The 15,884-nt window shown below is 68.2% G+C and carries 15 protein-coding genes and 2 pseudogenes; 11 read left to right on the forward strand and 6 right to left on the reverse strand.

Annotated elements, in window-relative coordinates; all coding sequences use genetic code 11:
* The first annotated feature begins 39 nt into the window (after positions 1–39).
* Positions 40–780 carry a group II intron maturase-specific domain-containing protein gene (locus FNV62_RS07115; protein WP_225900191.1) on the forward strand — a complete coding sequence of 247 codons (741 nt, stop codon included), beginning with the start codon at positions 40–42 and terminating at the stop codon, positions 778–780.
* Between the two features lie 129 nt (positions 781–909).
* Here the strand turns inward: FNV62_RS07115 and FNV62_RS57935 are convergent.
* Positions 910–1,342: pseudogene (locus tag FNV62_RS57935) on the reverse strand (DUF4259 domain-containing protein).
* A gap of 148 nt (positions 1,343–1,490) precedes the next feature.
* Here FNV62_RS57935 and FNV62_RS07125 point away from each other — a divergent pair.
* Positions 1,491–2,273: a uracil-DNA glycosylase gene (locus tag FNV62_RS07125; RefSeq protein WP_143600348.1), complete on the forward strand. Its 783-nt coding sequence runs from the start codon at positions 1,491–1,493 to the stop codon at positions 2,271–2,273.
* 40 nt (positions 2,274–2,313) lie between these two features.
* Here FNV62_RS07125 and FNV62_RS07130 read toward each other — a convergent pair whose 3' ends face one another.
* Positions 2,314–2,565, reverse strand: coding sequence for a hypothetical protein (locus FNV62_RS07130; RefSeq protein ID WP_164331616.1), 252 nt, complete (start codon positions 2,563–2,565; stop codon positions 2,314–2,316).
* A gap of 264 nt (positions 2,566–2,829) precedes the next feature.
* Between FNV62_RS07130 and FNV62_RS55510 the strand changes: the two are divergent.
* The 7 genes and pseudogenes from FNV62_RS55510 to FNV62_RS07160 form a co-directional block, all read left to right on the forward strand.
* Positions 2,830–3,126: pseudogene (locus FNV62_RS55510) on the forward strand (urease subunit gamma); the annotation flags it as partial.
* Between the two features lie 165 nt (positions 3,127–3,291).
* On the forward strand, positions 3,292–3,687 hold the full coding sequence (locus FNV62_RS55515; protein WP_225900817.1) for an urease subunit beta: 396 nt from the start codon (positions 3,292–3,294) through the stop codon (positions 3,685–3,687).
* The gene (locus tag FNV62_RS07140) at positions 3,684–5,729 is read left to right on the forward strand and encodes an urease subunit alpha (protein ID WP_143600351.1); all 2,046 of its coding nucleotides are present in this window, start codon (positions 3,684–3,686) and stop codon (positions 5,727–5,729) included. Before FNV62_RS55515 ends, FNV62_RS07140 begins: the two co-directional genes overlap by 4 nt.
* A gap of 115 nt (positions 5,730–5,844) precedes the next feature.
* On the forward strand, positions 5,845–6,519 hold the full coding sequence (locus tag FNV62_RS07145) for an urease accessory protein UreF (protein WP_143600352.1): 675 nt from the start codon (positions 5,845–5,847) through the stop codon (positions 6,517–6,519).
* A 30-nt stretch (positions 6,520–6,549) separates the two neighbouring features.
* On the forward strand, positions 6,550–7,245 hold the full coding sequence (gene ureG / locus FNV62_RS07150) for an urease accessory protein UreG (protein ID WP_143600353.1): 696 nt from the start codon (positions 6,550–6,552) through the stop codon (positions 7,243–7,245).
* Positions 7,242–8,096, forward strand: coding sequence for an urease accessory protein UreD (locus FNV62_RS07155; RefSeq protein ID WP_143600354.1), 855 nt, complete (start codon positions 7,242–7,244; stop codon positions 8,094–8,096). The genes ureG and FNV62_RS07155 overlap by 4 nt, the downstream gene beginning before the upstream one ends.
* A 95-nt stretch (positions 8,097–8,191) precedes the next feature.
* Complete coding sequence (locus FNV62_RS07160) at positions 8,192–9,232, forward strand: IS256 family transposase (RefSeq protein WP_375336691.1); 1,041 nt, start codon at positions 8,192–8,194, stop codon at positions 9,230–9,232.
* On the opposite strand, the gene FNV62_RS07165 is transcribed toward FNV62_RS07160, so the two are convergent.
* Positions 9,189–11,231, reverse strand: coding sequence for a recombinase family protein (locus FNV62_RS07165; RefSeq protein ID WP_143600355.1), 2,043 nt, complete (start codon positions 11,229–11,231; stop codon positions 9,189–9,191). The genes FNV62_RS07160 and FNV62_RS07165 overlap by 44 nt on opposite strands.
* A 139-nt stretch (positions 11,232–11,370) precedes the next feature.
* Positions 11,371–11,625 (reverse strand): DUF5372 family protein, encoded by a 255-nt coding sequence (locus FNV62_RS07170; protein ID WP_164331618.1) that lies wholly within the window; start codon positions 11,623–11,625, stop codon positions 11,371–11,373.
* Between FNV62_RS07170 and FNV62_RS07175 the strand changes: the two genes are divergently transcribed.
* Both FNV62_RS07175 and FNV62_RS07180 read left to right on the forward strand, forming a co-directional pair.
* Positions 11,618–11,962, forward strand: coding sequence for a transposase (locus FNV62_RS07175; protein ID WP_375336692.1), 345 nt, complete (start codon positions 11,618–11,620; stop codon positions 11,960–11,962). The two genes, FNV62_RS07170 and FNV62_RS07175, sit on opposite strands and share 8 nt — an antisense overlap.
* Before the next feature lie 123 nt (positions 11,963–12,085).
* Positions 12,086–13,600 carry an ISL3 family transposase gene (locus FNV62_RS07180; protein WP_143651897.1) on the forward strand — a complete coding sequence of 505 codons (1,515 nt, stop codon included), beginning with the start codon at positions 12,086–12,088 and terminating at the stop codon, positions 13,598–13,600.
* A 279-nt stretch (positions 13,601–13,879) separates the two neighbouring features.
* Here FNV62_RS07180 and FNV62_RS07185 read toward each other — a convergent pair whose 3' ends face one another.
* Both FNV62_RS07185 and FNV62_RS07190 read right to left on the reverse strand, forming a co-directional pair.
* A complete protein-coding gene (locus FNV62_RS07185) occupies positions 13,880–14,287 on the reverse strand; it encodes a hypothetical protein (protein ID WP_143600356.1) in 408 nt (135 codons plus the stop codon).
* Positions 14,288–14,722: 435 nt separating this feature from the next.
* Entirely contained in the window at positions 14,723–15,760 is a 1,038-nt protein-coding gene (locus FNV62_RS07190) for a beta-ketoacyl-ACP synthase III (protein WP_316738814.1), read from the reverse strand.
* Between the last annotated feature and the right edge of the window lie 124 nt (positions 15,761–15,884).

Raw genomic sequence — 15,884 nt, forward strand, 5'->3', positions numbered from 1 at the left:
CGTCACCTCGAAGCAGAAGTTGCCCATTGCGTTGGGGGCGTGCTGTCCCCGCTGCTGGCGAACATCGCCCTGACGGTGCTCGACGAGCACCTGCACGGGCCCTGGACGCCGGGAGGGACGATGGCCACCGAAGGCAAACGCGCCTACCGGCGCCGCAAAGGTCAACCGACGTGGCGGGTCGTCCGCTACGCGGACGACTTTGTCGTCCTGGTGTTCGGCACCGAGAGCGACACAGCGGCACTGCGCGAAGAAGTCGCCGGTGTGCTCGAACCGTTGGGTCTGCGTCTGTCGCAGGCCAAGACGCGGATCGTGCACATGAGCGACGGGTTCGACTTCCTGGGCTTCCACATCCAGTGGAAACGCAAAGGGGGAACGAACAAGTGGCACGTCTACACCTTCATCGCCGACCGGCCCCTCCGGTCGCTGAAGGCGAAGATCCGTGCCATCACGGGCAGGACATCGCAGCAGGATCTTGCCGCCGTGCTGATCAGACTCACCCAGATCATGCGCGGTTGGGCCAACTACTTCAAGCACGCGGTCGCCAAGCATGTCTTCAGCAAGCTTGACGCCTTCGTGTGGTGGCGACTGATCCGCATGCTGCGGGCCCGTCACCGCTGGAGTTGGGGCGACGTCCGCCGCCGGTTCACCACCCCCGCAGGGCGGTGGAAACCGATCGCGGCAGACGGGATCGAACTGTTCCGGATCGCCTCGGTCACGGTCAGCCGTTACCGATACCGGCCCACGATCCCCACCCCATGGCAGCCTGCGAACCCCGCCTGAAGGCAGAGACCGTGGAGAGCCCGTTGCGTTGAGAGGCGCACGGCGGGTTCGGCGAGAGGTCCGGAGAAACGGACCGGGAGCAATCCCGGCACCGCGCTCCGGGCCTACTCAGCGACGGGTGATGCTCTGTCATTGCTCGACATCGAACAGCGGGATGGACGGTGATAGCGGAGCAAGGACTGTGCGAAGGCGGTTGAGGTTGGCTCGCCACTGCTTCCAATTTTCCGGGTCGACCCAGTTCGATCCTGGCCCGGCCTCGTCACTAATGATGCGATCGAGGGCCTTGTCCGCGAGCGTCCGGAGATCGTTGGGGAAGGCGGGCATGGGTTCTTCAGGGCCGTAAGGTGTGTCGATTGGGTCGCCACCAGGGCATTGCGCCGCAATCAGTGCGGCTGCGGCCACCCGCTTCTTCTCCTTCGGTGAGCCAGCCGGTGGCGTCGACGGTGCGTGTGAGGACGCCACGGATCAGTGCCTCGCGTTCCTCGGGTTTGGCGCCGTCGAGAGCGTTGGTGAAGTCCGCGGCCGTGTCGTTGTCGAAGGGGCCAGTGTCCCAGGTGCCCATGTTGATCTCCTCGTGTAGCTGCGCCGGGATCCTCGCATCAGCCGCTGACATTGCGATCCCTGCGCGAGCAGTACGCGCTTCCGCAGAAGGATCGCCTTCGGCAGGGCTCGCCCGAGCGAGCCGGCCGGTGAGAGGAGCAGGCACGAACATGCACGGCAGCCGTACGACACCGCAGGCCCCCGACTTCCCCTCGGTGACGGCACCCCGGCTGGGTTGCGTGCGCGAACTGGACGAGGCCGTGGCCACCTGCCGGGCCTGCCCACGGTTGGTGGCCTGGAGGGAGGAGGCCGCACGCGTCAAGCGCAGGGCCTTCCTGGACTGGGAGTACTGGGCCAGGCCGGTACCGGGCTTCGGCCCGCCGGACGCGCCGTTGGCGATCATCGGACTGGCTCCCGCCGCGCACGGCGGCAACCGCACCCGACGCATCTTCACCGGTGACCCGTCCGGCGACGTGCTGTACGCCGCCCTGTACGACCTCGGCCTGGCCACCCAGCCAGCGGCCACGCGCCGCGACGACGGGATGACGCTGTACGGCGTGCGGATCACCGTGCCGGTGCACTGCGCACCGCCCGACAACCGCCCCACCACCACCGAGCGCGACACCTGCCGGCCCTGGCTCGCCCGGGAGCTGGAACTCCTGCGCCCGGCCCTGCGCGCGATCGTGGTGCTCGGCGGCTTCGCCTGGCAGGCGTTGCTGCCGGTACTCACCGCCACCGGGTGGCAGGTGCCCCGCCCACGCCCGGCCTTCGGGCATGGTGCACACGCGCAACTTACCGACGCCCGAAGTGAACGGGTGTTGCACCTGATCGGCGGCTACCACCCGAGCCAGCGCAACGTGTCCACGCACACACTGACCCCGGCGATGCTCCGCGACGTTTTGCAGCGCGGTGCGGACATCGCCGACGTGGCGGTCCGCCGGCCTGGTGGGTGACCCGCCCTCGCCGCATCTCCCACGGGGGCCGGTCTGCGTGTCAGAAGCCGGGGGCCGCTGATCCGTGAGCGGAGGCGAGGGCATGGCCGCGTTCGGTGTAGTCGCGGATGCGGATGACCTGGTCGTGGCAGAGGTGAAAGACCCGGTAGTACAAGGCGGGCTCCTCGTCTGTGGTACCGGCCATGGCGGGATCGGTGATGCGCAGGGCCAGAACGATCACGGCGGGGAAGGTGAAGATCTCCTCGGCGTGCACACGGCCCTGGCCGCGGTCGGCGCCCGCAACATCCGGCACCGCGGCGCGCATCGTTTCTGCGGACGGGTTCCGCGTGTTGCCGCCTGGCCGACGCGGAGGCCCCAGCAGCTACCCAACCTGCCCGGTGGGATGTCGGCCTACACGCGGATTCACCAGATGGTGTAGATCAACCGCCGTTTGATCCTCTCGCCGTTCCTCTCCACTGATGCTCGGAGAGCGCCTGTGTGCCATCCAGGGAGCATTGTTGGTGACCTTTGGGATGCCCGGTCGCACGCACCATCCGAACAACAGAGACGAGTCATCGTGCATTTGACTCCGCATGAGCAGGAGCGCTTGCTGATCCACGTCGCGGCCGACGTGGCCGGCAAGCGCCGCGACCGGGGGCTGCGTTTGAACTACCCCGAGACGATGGCCCTGCTGACCGCTCACGTCTTCGAAGCGGCGCGCGACGGTAAGACGGTCAGCGACATCATGGACTCGGGCCGACGGGTGCTCACCCGTGACGACGTGATGGACGGCGTCCCGGAGATGATCAAGAACGTCCAGGTGGAGGCGACCTTCCCGGACGGCACCAAGCTGGTCACGATCCACGACCCCATCCCGGAGGCCACGGAGGAACCCGAGGTCTACCCGGGCAAGGTCGAGCACCCCCAGCCGCCCCGCAAGCCAGGCTCCCCGGTCGACTGCGACGACAGCGGCAACTCGTCCGTAAGCTGCGACGAGGACGACGACACAGTCTCCCGGTACGACGCGATCTGCTTCAACGTGCACCTCGACGGGGACACGCAGGGCGTCAGCCTGCAGACGGACGCCACCACCTTGCCAGGGCCGGGCAAGACGAAGATCAAGGTGAAGAACGAGTCGGACCGTCCCATTCAGGTCGGCTCCCACTATCACTTCGCCGAGGTCAACCCAGGGCTGAAGGTCATCAGCGTCGAGGTCCCTGCCGGTCAGACAGTCCCCCAGGACCACAGTCTCTGGAACTGCGACGCAGCGAGGGGCCGGCGGCTCAACATCGCCGCGGGCACCTCCGTGCGTTTCGAACCGGGCGACGAGTGCTGTGTGGAACTGGTGCAGATTCAGGGTGATGTCACGGCCGGCGGCAGCAACATCAGCGACCTCACCAAGATCCAGGGACTGCGCGAAGGGATCGTCCGATGAGTAATCCGCAGGAACGAGGCCGCGGCCAGGCGCCGAAGCGTGGGAAGGGCCAGCCGAAGCCGAGCAATGAGCTGACACGGGCGGATTACACCGCGCTGTACGGGCCGACCACGCGGGACCGGGTCCGGCTCGCCGACACCGACCTTACGTTGGAGATCGAGGCCGACTGGAGCGGCGGCCCTTCATACAGCGGCAATGAGATGCTCTTCGGCGGCGGCAAGGTGATCCGCGAGTCAATGGGAATGTCGCACCTCGCCAGGGACGGGAGGAACAGCAAAGGCGACGCCACGGACCACAGGCCCGTGGACACCGTCATCACAGGCGCGCTGACCCTCGACTGGTGGGGCGTGGTCAAGGCCGACATCGGCATCCGCGACGGCAGGATCGCGGCCATCGGCAAGGCGTACAACCCCGAGACGATGGATCCGATCCCGAGCAACAGGTTCGAGATGCCGACTCGTACGACTATCGGCAACGCGATTCCTGTTCCGGTGACGCCGGTGAGTTTCGTGGTCGGGCCGAGCACCGAGGTCATCTCCGGCAACGGACGGATCCTCACCGCGGGCGGCGTAGACACCCATGTCCACTTCATCTGCCCCGAGGAGATCCACGAGGCTCTGGCCTCGGGCGTGACCACCCTCATCGGCGGCGGCACGGGACCGGCCGAGGGCAGTACGGCCACCACCGTCACACCGGGCGCATGGCACATCAGGCGGCTCTTCGAGGCGCTGGATCAGTTCCCCGTCAACATCGGCCTGCTCGGCAAGGGCAGCACGATGAACAAGCACGAGCTCAACGCACAGGTGGACGCCGGTGTCTGCGGCTTCAAGGTCCACGAGGACTGGGGCGCTACGCCCGCGGTGATCGACCGGGCCCTGGACATCTGCGAAGAGCGCGGTGTCCAGCTTGCCCTGCACGCCGACTCACTGAACGAGTCGGGGTTCCTGGAGAGCACACGGGCAGCCTTCACAGGCGACGCCAGGGACGCAGACGGGAAGTTCACGAAGAAGGCACGCTCCATCCACATCTTCCATGTCGAGGGCGCCGGCGGCGGTCACGCGCCCGACATGATCGAGCTGGTCAAGGACCCGAACGTCCTGCCGGCCTCGACCAACCCGACGCGTCCCCTGACGGTCAACACCGTCAAGGAGCACGTCGACATGATGATCGTGTGCCATCACCTCAACCCGGAGATTCCGGCAGACATGGCCTTCGCCGACTCCCGGATCCGGCCCTCCACCATGGCCGCGGAGGACCTCCTCCACGACATGGGCGCCATCTCCATGATGTCCTCCGACGCCCAGGCGATGGGCCGCATCGGCGAAACGATCATGCGTACCTGGCAGACCGCGCACGTCATGAAGTGCCGCTACGGGGCGCTGAAGGAGGACCTCGAAGCCGCGAAGGTCCGCACGATCACCAACGACACAGACCACTCCTTCAACGACCAGCGGCTGCAGCCGAACGACAACTTCCGCGCGCGCCGGTACGTTGCCAAGTACACGATCAACCCGGCGATCACCCACGGCATCGCCAAATACGTCGGCTCCGTGGAGACCGGGAAGCTCGCCGACCTGGTGCTGTGGGAGCCGAAGTTCTTCGGCGTCAAACCGCACATGCTCCTCAAGGGCGGCCAGCTCGCGTACGCGCAGGTCGGCGACGCCAACGCGTCGATCACAACGCCGCAGCCGTACCTGCCGCGCCCGGTCTGGGGCTCCACCAGCCGCTCCCCGGGACGCAACTCGGTGAACTTCGTCGCTCCTGGCGTGGCCGGCAACCTGAACGGAGACGGCACCAGCAGTAACCCGGGTCTCGGACTCGACAAGGACTTCGTGGACATTACAAGCACTCGGAAGGTCACGAAGGCCGACATGAAACTGAACGACACAGTTCCCGACAGCCTCGAAGTCGACCACAACAGCTTCGAGGTCACCATCGGCGGTGCAACCACCAGCGACGCCCGCACCGAACTCAACGGCGCGACCGTGCCGCGCTCCTATGTCACCGAAGTCCCCCTGGCCCAGCGGTACTTCCTCTTCTGATCCGACACCTGCCCTGCCGCCGGCCCCGCCGCTGCGGCTGGGCCCCGGGCGGACTTGATGTGCCCGCCCGGGCCGCCGCATCACCTCCGACCCTGCGAAAGGCAGCCGCTCACCCATGAGCCGCGCAGCCCTGCTCCTGCTGGCCGACGGCCGTTTCCCCGCCGGCGGCCACGCGCACTCCGGCGGTGTCGAAGCCGCCGTCGCCCACAAAGCCGTACACGACACCCCCAGCCTGGAGGCGTTTTGCCGCGGACGTCTGCACACCACCGGTCTGACGGCGGCGGGGCTGGCCGCCGCAGCCGCCGCCGGAGTCGACCCACTGCTGCTGGACGACGCCGCCGACGCGCGCACCCCCGCCCCAGCACTGCGCGGCGTCGCCCGTCGGCTCGGCCGGCAGATGATGCGCGCAGCCCGTGCCATCTTCCCGTCCGAAGCCTTGGAACTGCTGGCCGCCGCGCGTCCTCATGGCGCCCACCAGCCCATCGTGCTGGGCCTTGCCGCCCGGGCCGCGGGGCTCACCCCGCTGGACGCCGCCTATGCCGCCGCGTACGAGAACGCCGGCGGCCCGGCCACAGCGGCAGTGCGCCTGCTGAGCCTCGACCCGCTCGACGCCTCGGGAATGCTGGCCCGCCTCAGCTCCGATACCGACGCCGTCGCCACGGCTGCCGCCCAAGCCGCGGACCGCGTCTCGGCCGAGGGCATCGACGTCCTGCCGTCGGCGTCCTCACCGCTGCTGGACATCACCGGTGAACAGCACGCCGCCTGGACCGTCCGGCTCTTCGCCTCCTGAAACCTTCCCTTCCCACCTGGAGTGTTCTTCGTGCACCTCGACCATCCCGTGCCCATGCCGCAGCGCCACACCCACAGCGCCGAGCCGCTCCGCGCCGACGGAAGCCGCCGCGCGCTGCGCGTCGGCCTGGGCGGCCCCGTCGGCTCCGGCAAGACCGCGACCGTCGCCGCGCTCTGCCGCACCCTGCGCGACCGCTGGCCCATCGCCGTCGTCACCAACGACATCTACACCCGCGAGGACGCCGAATACCTGCGGCGCGAAGCCGTCCTGCCGCCCGAGCGCATCACCGCCGTCGAAACCGGCGCCTGCCCCCACACCGCGATCCGCGACGACATCTCCGCCAACCTGGAAGCCGTCGAACACCTCGAAGCAGCCCTCCACCCCCTCGACCTCGTGCTCATCGAGTCCGGCGGGGACAACCTCACCGCCACCTTCTCCAAGGGCCTCGTCGACGTGCAGATCTTCGTCATCGACGTAGCCAGTGGCGACGACATCCCCCGCAAGGGCGGCCCCGGCATCACCACCGCCGACCTCCTCATCATCAACAAGACCGACCTCGCCCCGCATGTCGGCGCAGACCTGGACACCATGGCCAGCGACGCGAAACGACAACGCGGCGACCTCCCCGTCATCTTCACCAGCCTCACCTCCGACGACGGCATCCGCGAAGTCGCCGACTGGGTCACCAGCCACGTCAGCCAATGGCACGCCGGGACAGCCGCATGAGCCCCTCCCGCCAACTGACCGCCGCCCGGCCCCCGTCCGGCCCCGACATTCCCTCACCCGGTGCCCAGGAGCCCGCCGGACACCCCGACGGCGTACTTGCCACCGCCCGGATCCGTGCCGCGCACAACGGACGCGTCACCACCCTCCCGCAACTGCACAGCGACGGCCCCTTCCACCTTCGACGACTGCGCACCCACGGCAACGCCGCCAAAGTGGGCATCATCAGCGCGATGAGCGCACCGCTCGGCGGCGACCGTCTCACCCTCGACATCACCGCCGAGGACCGGGCCGAAGTGGAGATCACCACAGCCGCCGCCACACTCGCCCTACGCGGCCCCACCACCGACGCGGCCACCTACGACGTGCGCCTCACCATTGGAGAACACGCCCGTATGCGCTGGCTACCACAGCCCCTGATCAGCGCCGCCGGCAGCAACCTGCACCAGACGTACACCGTCGAACTCGCCGCCACCTCACACCTGGTGCTGCGAGAAGAACAGCTCCTGGGCCGGGCCGACGAGGAACCAGGCCACGTCGTCAGCCGGATCCTGGTCCACCGCGCCGGGCGCCCGCTACTCGACCAGCACACGGCCTACGGGGCCCCCGAACCAGGCTGGGACGGCCCGGCCATCCTGAACGGACACCGCGCCGTCGGCCAACTCCTCGTCGTGGACCCGCGCCTCGACGTCCGACGAGACCCCGTCCTGCTCGGCGAAGAGGTCAAAGACGGGTGCGCCGTCCTCGCACCGCTGGCAAGCGGCCCGGCGCTGCTCGCCACCGCCATCGCACCCACCACCTCGACACTGCGGAAACTGCTCGACGAGGCATACGCACACGCGTTCGCCCGTTAATGGATGGAGCGTGTCTGAAAGATCGTGTAAGTCCGTGATGTGACAGGCTGGTCGGGGCTCTGACCAGGGTCTTTGACCAGCCGGGACGGACGGACATGAACGACAAGGAGATCCCGGCCGTCGAACCGGTCGAGGACAAGCTCGTGGATGAGGTCGTCGAGCGGCTGATGGACCGCGCCGACGCCTCGGGTGCTGCCCTGCTGGGTGAGGGCGGGCTGCTCACGGAGGTGACCCGGGCCGTGCTGGAGCGGGCCCTGGACGCGGAGATGACCGACCACCTCGGCTACGAGAAGCACGATCGGGCGGGCCGCGGCTCGGGCAACAGCCGCAACGGCACATCGCCCAAGACGGTGCTGACCGATGCCGGGACGGTCACGCTGGCCGTTCCGAGGGACCGTGACGGGTCCTTCGAACCGCAGCTGGTGCCCAAGCACGCCAGGCGGCTTGCAGGCTTCAACGAGCAGGTCCTGTCGCTGTACGCACGCGGCATGTCGGTGCGCGACATCCGCTCGCACCTGGCCGGCATGTACGGCGTCGAGGTCTCACCGGACCTGATCAGCAAGGTCACCGACGCCGTCACCGACGAGCTGGAGGCGTGGCAGAACAGACCGTTGGACGCGGTCTGGCCGATCATCTACATCGACGCGCTGTGGGTGAAGATCCGCTCCGGATCCGTGGCCTCCCGGCCGGTTTACCTGGCCGTCGGGGTGGACATGGACGGCTGCAAGGACGTGCTCGGCCTGTGGGCCGGCGACGAGGGCGAAGGCGCCACCACCTGGATGACCGTGCTGTCCGAGCTCCGCAACCGCGGCGTCGAGGACGTCTGCATCGTCGCCTGCGACGGACTGAAGGGCCTACCCGACGCCGTCACCGCGACCTGGCCCAAAGCCACCGTTCAGACATGTGTGATCCACTTGATCCGTGCCTCGCTGAGGTTCGCCTCCAAACAGCACCACGCAAAGCTGGTTGCGGAGTTGAAGGCCATCTACACCGCCCCGACCGAGCAGGCCGCCGAGCAGGCCCTCACCGACTTCGCCGCAGGCGAGCTGGGCCAGCGGTACCCCGCGATCGTGCGGACCTGGGAAGTCGGCTTCATACTGCCTGTCCTGTCTCGTAGATGGGGTTTGTGCGCGTGAGGTGCGAGGAGGTCGCGACGCGGGTGCGCCAGTACTCCTCGACCTCGCTGTTCCATGGGATGCACCAGCGCCGGTGGCGTCCCTGGCGGGCGGTCATCTCGCCACTGCGGAGCCAGGGATAGATCGTGGCCTCGTGGATGCCGAGGATGCGTGCGGCCTGTGGCACCGTGATCTCGCCGGGGCCTGTGGGGTCGTTGCGTTTGGGGCCGATCGCGTGCTGCTGACGGATGTGCCGGACCGAGGCGACGGTGAAGGGACGGCACTTGCCGGTGCTGAAGCCGAGTGTGTTGAGGTGCTCAGCGATCTCGGCATCGCTGCGGGTGTCCAGGAGTTCACGGACGATCTCGACAGCCCGGGTGGGATTGCGGTTGGTCCGCCGGTCGCAGGTGATCTCGTCAGTGGCGCCGGTGTGCCAGCGGATGCCGATGTGGGCTCGGGTGTCGTCGACATGTCGCACGGTCACGTCCGCGATCAGGGTCCTCAGCAGACGCTTGTGGTCCTTGGCCGTGGTGGTCGGCGCTTCCCACAATGTGGGCAGATCGCGGGCGAGTTGTTGCAGTTGTGCGGGCTCGGGCAGGGCCGGCTCGGAAATGATCAGGTCGGCGAGTGCGGCCTCGGCTTGGTTCAGGGCCGTGAGCTTGGCCTCCCAGCGGGACTCGAGCGAGCGGGCGACCAGCCGGTTCTCCGGCTCGACCTGGCTGAACGCACGCTCGGCGCGGTCGGCTTCGTAGCGGGCGCGTTCGACGGCGAGCTCGGCCGCCCGGTGCGAGCGCTGGTGTCGGTGGTGGACCTCGTCGGCTGCCATCAGAGCCAGGTGGACCTGCTCGGGAGTCAGCGCGGCCAGCAGCAGTCGGGCCACCTGCCCGTCGACGGCCGAGGCGGCGATCGAGTGGCGGCCCGGGGTGCTGACCGCGTCGCTGCGTGAGCGGGTGCAGACGTAGTCCGGGGTGTTGTCCGCGCGCCGGTAGCTGGTGTTCATGGGGAAGCCGCACGAACCGCAGAAGATGACGCCCTGACACAGCGGCGGGCCCTCGCGCGGCGGTCGTGCCCCGGTGCTGGTGCGGTTCGCGGCCAGTTTCGCCTCGATCCGCAGGTAGTGCTGCCAGGAGATATAGCCCTCGTGGTGTTCAGGGATCAGAACGGCCCACTGATCGCGAGGACGCCGGTTGACCGTGTTGACCACGGTGCCGTCGGGCCGCACCCGGCGCGTGCTTGTCGCGCGGCCGAAGACGTACGCACCTGCATAGACAGGGTTCTTCAGTACGGCAGCAGCCCGTCCGTGCGTGAGCCGGCCCCAGCCCAGGCGTCCGTCCCACACCCCGGTGTCCCGGCGCGGGAAGCGGCGGCCCGAGAAAGCGCGGACCACTCCGAGTGCGGAACCATGCTGGTCGAACAGCGTGAAGATGTCGGCGACCGCGGCCCGGACCTCCTCGTCCGGGTCGATGACAATGCGGCCCTCTGCGTCGTGGACCAGTCCGACCGGCAGCGGCAGCCGCAGGTCGCCGCGTTCGGCCGCGGCCCGGCGGGCGCCGTGCAGACGCCCGGCCAGGATGTGCAGTTCGGCCTCGCTCATCGTGGACTTCAGCCCCAGCACCAGCCTGTCGTTGAAATCGCCCAGGTCATAGACGCCGTCGCCGTCGATCAGGAGGGTGTCGGTCAGGCGCGCGAACTCCAGCAGCCGACCGAACTCGGCCGACGAACGCGCCAGTCGGGACACCTCCAGACCGAAGACCGCACCGACCTCCCCGAGGCACACCCGGGCCACCAGCTGCTGGAATCCGGCCCGCAGTCCGGAGAACCGGCCCGAGACCCCCAGATCCGTGTCGACAACCGTGATGTCCGACTCGGCCCAGCCCAGCTGCCGGGCCCGCTCGGCCAGTCCGTACTGCCGGGCCGTCGACTCGGTGTTCTCCCGCACCTGCAGCAGCGTCGACTGCCTCACATAGATCAACGCGAGCCGAGACCGGTGCGAGGAGGTGATCTTCTGGGAGCCGCTCATGCTCACCGGCCTCCCCACGCAGGGCCGACTCGACCATGTTCGCGATCAACAGCGTGGCAGTACGGTCCCAGCCCTCGACACCTGGCACCGTCCGTCACCCCCAACTGGGCACCCGCCGGCACCACGCGTGGGCTGCCCCTCACGACGGTCCTCCGCCGCCCGGCTCGCCGCAACGGCTCATCAGGGCATTCACCAGCGCAGACAGCGCGCCGAGCCCGTCAGCGGCGAGCCGGTTCTCACCCGGAACCGGGACGCGATCCGTCCACGCCTGCGGCAGCGTCACCGTCATCCCGTCACCGGCCGTGCACACGAAGACGAGCCCGCCCCCGCGACGCACCGACCGACACACCCGCACCCGGCGCCCCGACCACGGGTGGAACGGATGGGTGACCATCAGCGAATCTGCAGAAACATCACGAACAGGGGCACTGTGCTGTGTCCTCTGGCAGGCCGCGTGGAGCGAATTCACCCCCTACCTCGCCTTCCCGCCGGAGATAAGGAAGGTCGTCTACTCGACGAATCTGATCGAGTCGATCAACGCACGGCTGCGGAAGGCCACCCGCAACCGCGGACACTTCCCCTCCGAGCAGGCCGCGTTGAAGGTGCTCTACCTCGCCGTCCGCGAGCAGATCACCCCCAGAGCGCGCGACGTCAACCACGTCGCGCCACACTGGAAGAAGGCACTGAACCAGTTCTCACTGTTCTTCGAGAACCGGCTCAACACCAAGTGAAAGTCGAGGACTTACACAAAGTTTCGGGCTCTGACTTGATTTTCGTAGCGGGTGATCGAACCCGTCGTGGTTCTCCCTGCCCTGGGCGCAGACTGGTGGGTGTATGCCCTCGAGTTGGAGGTCCTGCTGCCGCAGCTGGCCGCGGTGCAGGTACGGGAAGTGCAGGCTGGCGGGGATCTGATCCAGATTATGGCCCGGACCCGGGACGGTGTCGCGGTGGCGTGTTCGGGCTGTGGCTGGTTATCGGACTGGGTGCACAGCCGGTACGAACGGCATGTCGCTGACGAGGCGGTCGGGGGCCGGCCGGTCACGGTCGACCTCTCGGTCCGCCGCCTGTACTGCGAGAACCCCGGGTGTTCGAAGACCACGTTCGTGGAGCAGGTCGATGGACTGACCGTGCGCTACCAGCGACGCACCCCTGCCCTGCAGCAACTGCTGAGTGCTGTCGCGGCGGCGCTCGTCGGCAAGACCGCCGTCCGATTACTGCCTCACCTGCATCAACTGGTCAGTTGCAGCACGTTGCTGACCATGCTGATGGCACTTCCGCTCCCCGTCCTGCCGGTTCCGCAGGTGCTGGGAGTCGATGATTTCGCGCTACGGCGCGGTCACCGCTACGCCACCGTCCTGATCGACGTGATCACCCACGCCCGCGTCGACGTACTGGCCGACCGCACCGCCGAGACGCTGACCGCCTGGCTGCGTGCACACCCCGGGGTGGAGGTCGTATGCCGGGACGGCTCGGCCGGCTACGCCGAGGGCATCCGTCAGGGAGCCCCCGACGCGGTGCAGGTCAGCGACCGATGGCACCTGTGGCACAACCTCGCCGCCGCGGTGGAGAAGACGGTGGCCGCGCACGCCGCGTGCTGGCGCGCGGTGCCCCCCGAGGCGACGCCCGGGTCGCGCAACGCGCGTGTCCTGCAGACCCATGCCGCCGTGCACGCCTCACTCGAGACCGGGGTGAGTCTGTGCGAGACCGGCCGACGCCTGGGCCTCGCGCTGAACACCGTCAAACGGTACGCCCGCGTCGGTGACCCCGCGCAGCTGATCCGGCCCCCTCAGTACCGGCGCTGCCTGGTCGATCCCTACCGCGACCACCTGCGGACTCGCCGCGCGGCCGGTCCGGTGGCCACCACCACCCTCCTCGCGGAGATCCGCGTACTGGGCTACACCGGCAGCCCGAACCTGCTAGTCCGCTACCTCGAACAGGGCCGGGCCGAGGAGTCTTTGGCCGACCCGTCCGTCCGCCGCCTCACCTCCTGGATCATGACCGACCCCGACCACCTGGCCGATGAGCCGGGGACCCACCGCGACAAACTCACCGCCGTCTGCCCCGAGATGACCGCCTTGACCAGCCACGTCACCGCTTTCGCCAAGCTACTGGCCCACCACGAACATCCCACCACCGGGCACGCGGCCCTGGCCGAATGGATCGAGGCCGTGAACGGCGACGACCTCCCCGCCCTGCACGCCTTCGTCCGCGGCCTTCAGAAGGACCAAGACGCCGTTCAAGCCGGTCTCGACCTGCCCTACAGCAACGGAGCCACCGAGGGCATCAACAACAAGACCAAGCTCCTCAAGCGCCAGACCTACGGACGAGCCGGCTTCGCCCTCCTCCGCCAGCGCATCCTGCTCAACTGATCTTCGGGTCAACGGGACGATCACCCGCTACGAAAATCAAGTCAGAGCCAAGTTTCGTACACGCCCAATGGATGTCATGGCCCACGAATGAGACGGCCGAAAGAAGCCCAGGTCGCAGGGATCGAACAGGATATTTCGGATGCGGGCATACACGAGTGGCCCCGCTCCCTCCTTACGCTGGGCGCACGGCCTACGGCGGCGGCCGTCGACTGGCGAGGTCGGACACTCCTGCGTTGGTCCACCTGCCGTTCCAGGGCCGTGTTCGTCTCTTTGAGGCGGTCATTTTCGATCTCCAGCACCTGGATGACGCCAGCCATCAGGTGAGCCTGGGCAAGGCTGATGTTGGGGCAGGCCGGGTTGCAGCGGGAGTGGTCGGGGGTGCTCTGGCCGGCGCCGCGGGGGCGGCCGCGGTTCCGGGTTGCACAGTGCGGTGAAGGCGTCGTGGTTGCAGGCCAGGAAGGCCTTCGGGTCTTCGTAAACCTGGAGTCGGGGGTTGGCGACCAGCGCGCGCAGCTCGCGTTTGCCGAGGTAGGTCCCGGCGTAGCGATGGGAGAACTCGGCGGCCGCAGTGCGGTAGCGGTCGGCGGCTGAGCTGCTGACCGTTTCACCGGCCGCGATGCGCTCGTCGGCCTCGGTGAGCGTCTCGGCCAGGGCCAGGCCTTTCTCCTGGTCCAGGGCCTCAAGCATGTCGGCCTTGGAGCGGCCTCATGGTGGAGTCGCGTATTGGAACTCCCCGAATGCCTCGGCCAAGGGCACAGCGAAGCGGGGCGCCGGTAGCCGACGAAGCGCCTCGACCAGGTTGGCCGTCCTCAGGTACGGGCACAGACTGACCGGTTGTCTGATCGGCGAACTCGCGCGCTTCCGACCGTGCGATGTCCAAGGTCCGCAACAGCGAGCGCGGCCGCGGCGGGGTGGAGCGGCGCCTGGTCACCCTCGGTGCTCGCCCTCGTGGCGCGGGCGAGCCGGGCCGGGCGTGGCTGGCGGAGGCCCTGCACGACGTCGGCGCGCGGGACGTGCGCCACGGCGGCCACCACCGCTTCTGCAGACAGTTGGCGCGTGCTGCCGCCTGGTTGGCGACGCTACCAGAGCAACGAACCCGTCACTGGTGAGTGCAATAGGCGCTCAGGCGAGAGCCTGGAGGCCAATGGGCCACAGCAGAGTGGTGGCCGCCCAGGTGAAGCCTGCGCCGAAGGAGGTCACGACGACTCGTTGCCTGGCTTCCAGCTGCCCGTCGATCGCGGCGTGACTTAGCAGCAGGGGGATCGAAGCTGCAGAAGTATTGCCGACTCGGGCGATGTTGGACGGTACGCGTTCGGCCGGAATTCCCAGGGCGTTGGCCACTGCTGCGCTGATGCGTGCGTTTGCTTGGTGGACGATCAGCCTGTCAATGTCCTGGGCGGCCCATCCTGCTGCGGTGGCTGCCTCTTGAGTCACGTGAGTGATGCGGCGCACCGCGTGACGGAATACCTCGTTTCCTTTCATGCGTACGTAGAGATTCTCCAGGTCGGCAGTGGTACGTGAGGGGCTCCGGGACCCGCCGCCGGGGATGACGATGGCGTCTGCGTGCTCGCCGTCGCTGCCCCATGCGGCTGGTCCGAGGGCTCCGGGTTCGTCGGCGTGTCCGGCTGTGAGTACGACTGCACCCGCCCCGTCGCCGAAGATCGGCGCGGTGGATCGGTCGGCGGGGTCGATGACGGCCGACATCTTCTCCGCTCCGATGACCAGTACGGTGCCGACGGTTCCCGCGTGGATGAGTCCCGCTGCGACAGTCGTTGCGTAGACGAAGCCCGAGCATCCTGCACCGAGGTCGAAGGCAGGCACTTGGCACAGGCCGAGTTGGTGGGCCACCACCGGTGCGGTGCCAGGAACGTGATGGTCCGGAGTGGCGGTGGCCAGGATGACGGCGTCGACGTGCTCGAGCTCCGCCGATTTCATTGCCCGGAGTCCTGCCTCCACGGCCAGGTTACTGGTGGCAGTCGCCGGATCGGCGATGTGTCGCTCGGCAATACCGATACGGGTGCGGATCCATTCATCTGTCGTGTCCAGGCGTGCTGCAAGGTCGGCGTTGCTCACTTTCAGTGGGGGCAGATAGGACCCCAGGCCGATCAACCGCGCGGCAGGCGCTGGCGACGGAGGCATGGCTTTACGTGCAAAGATCAACGGTTTGTCTTCTCTGTGCTTGCTCGTTGGCGTCACCGTCAGCGGAGGGGATGCCTTCGGAATTGCGGACTGACCGGCTGCTCGTTGTGATCCCGCTGTCGCTGGCGTGCTGCCGCTGCGGCCG

Origin of the sequence: Streptomyces sp. RLB3-17, assembly GCF_007113425.2 — a bacterium.
Lineage (GTDB): Bacteria > Actinomycetota > Actinomycetes > Streptomycetales > Streptomycetaceae > Streptomyces > Streptomyces mirabilis_D.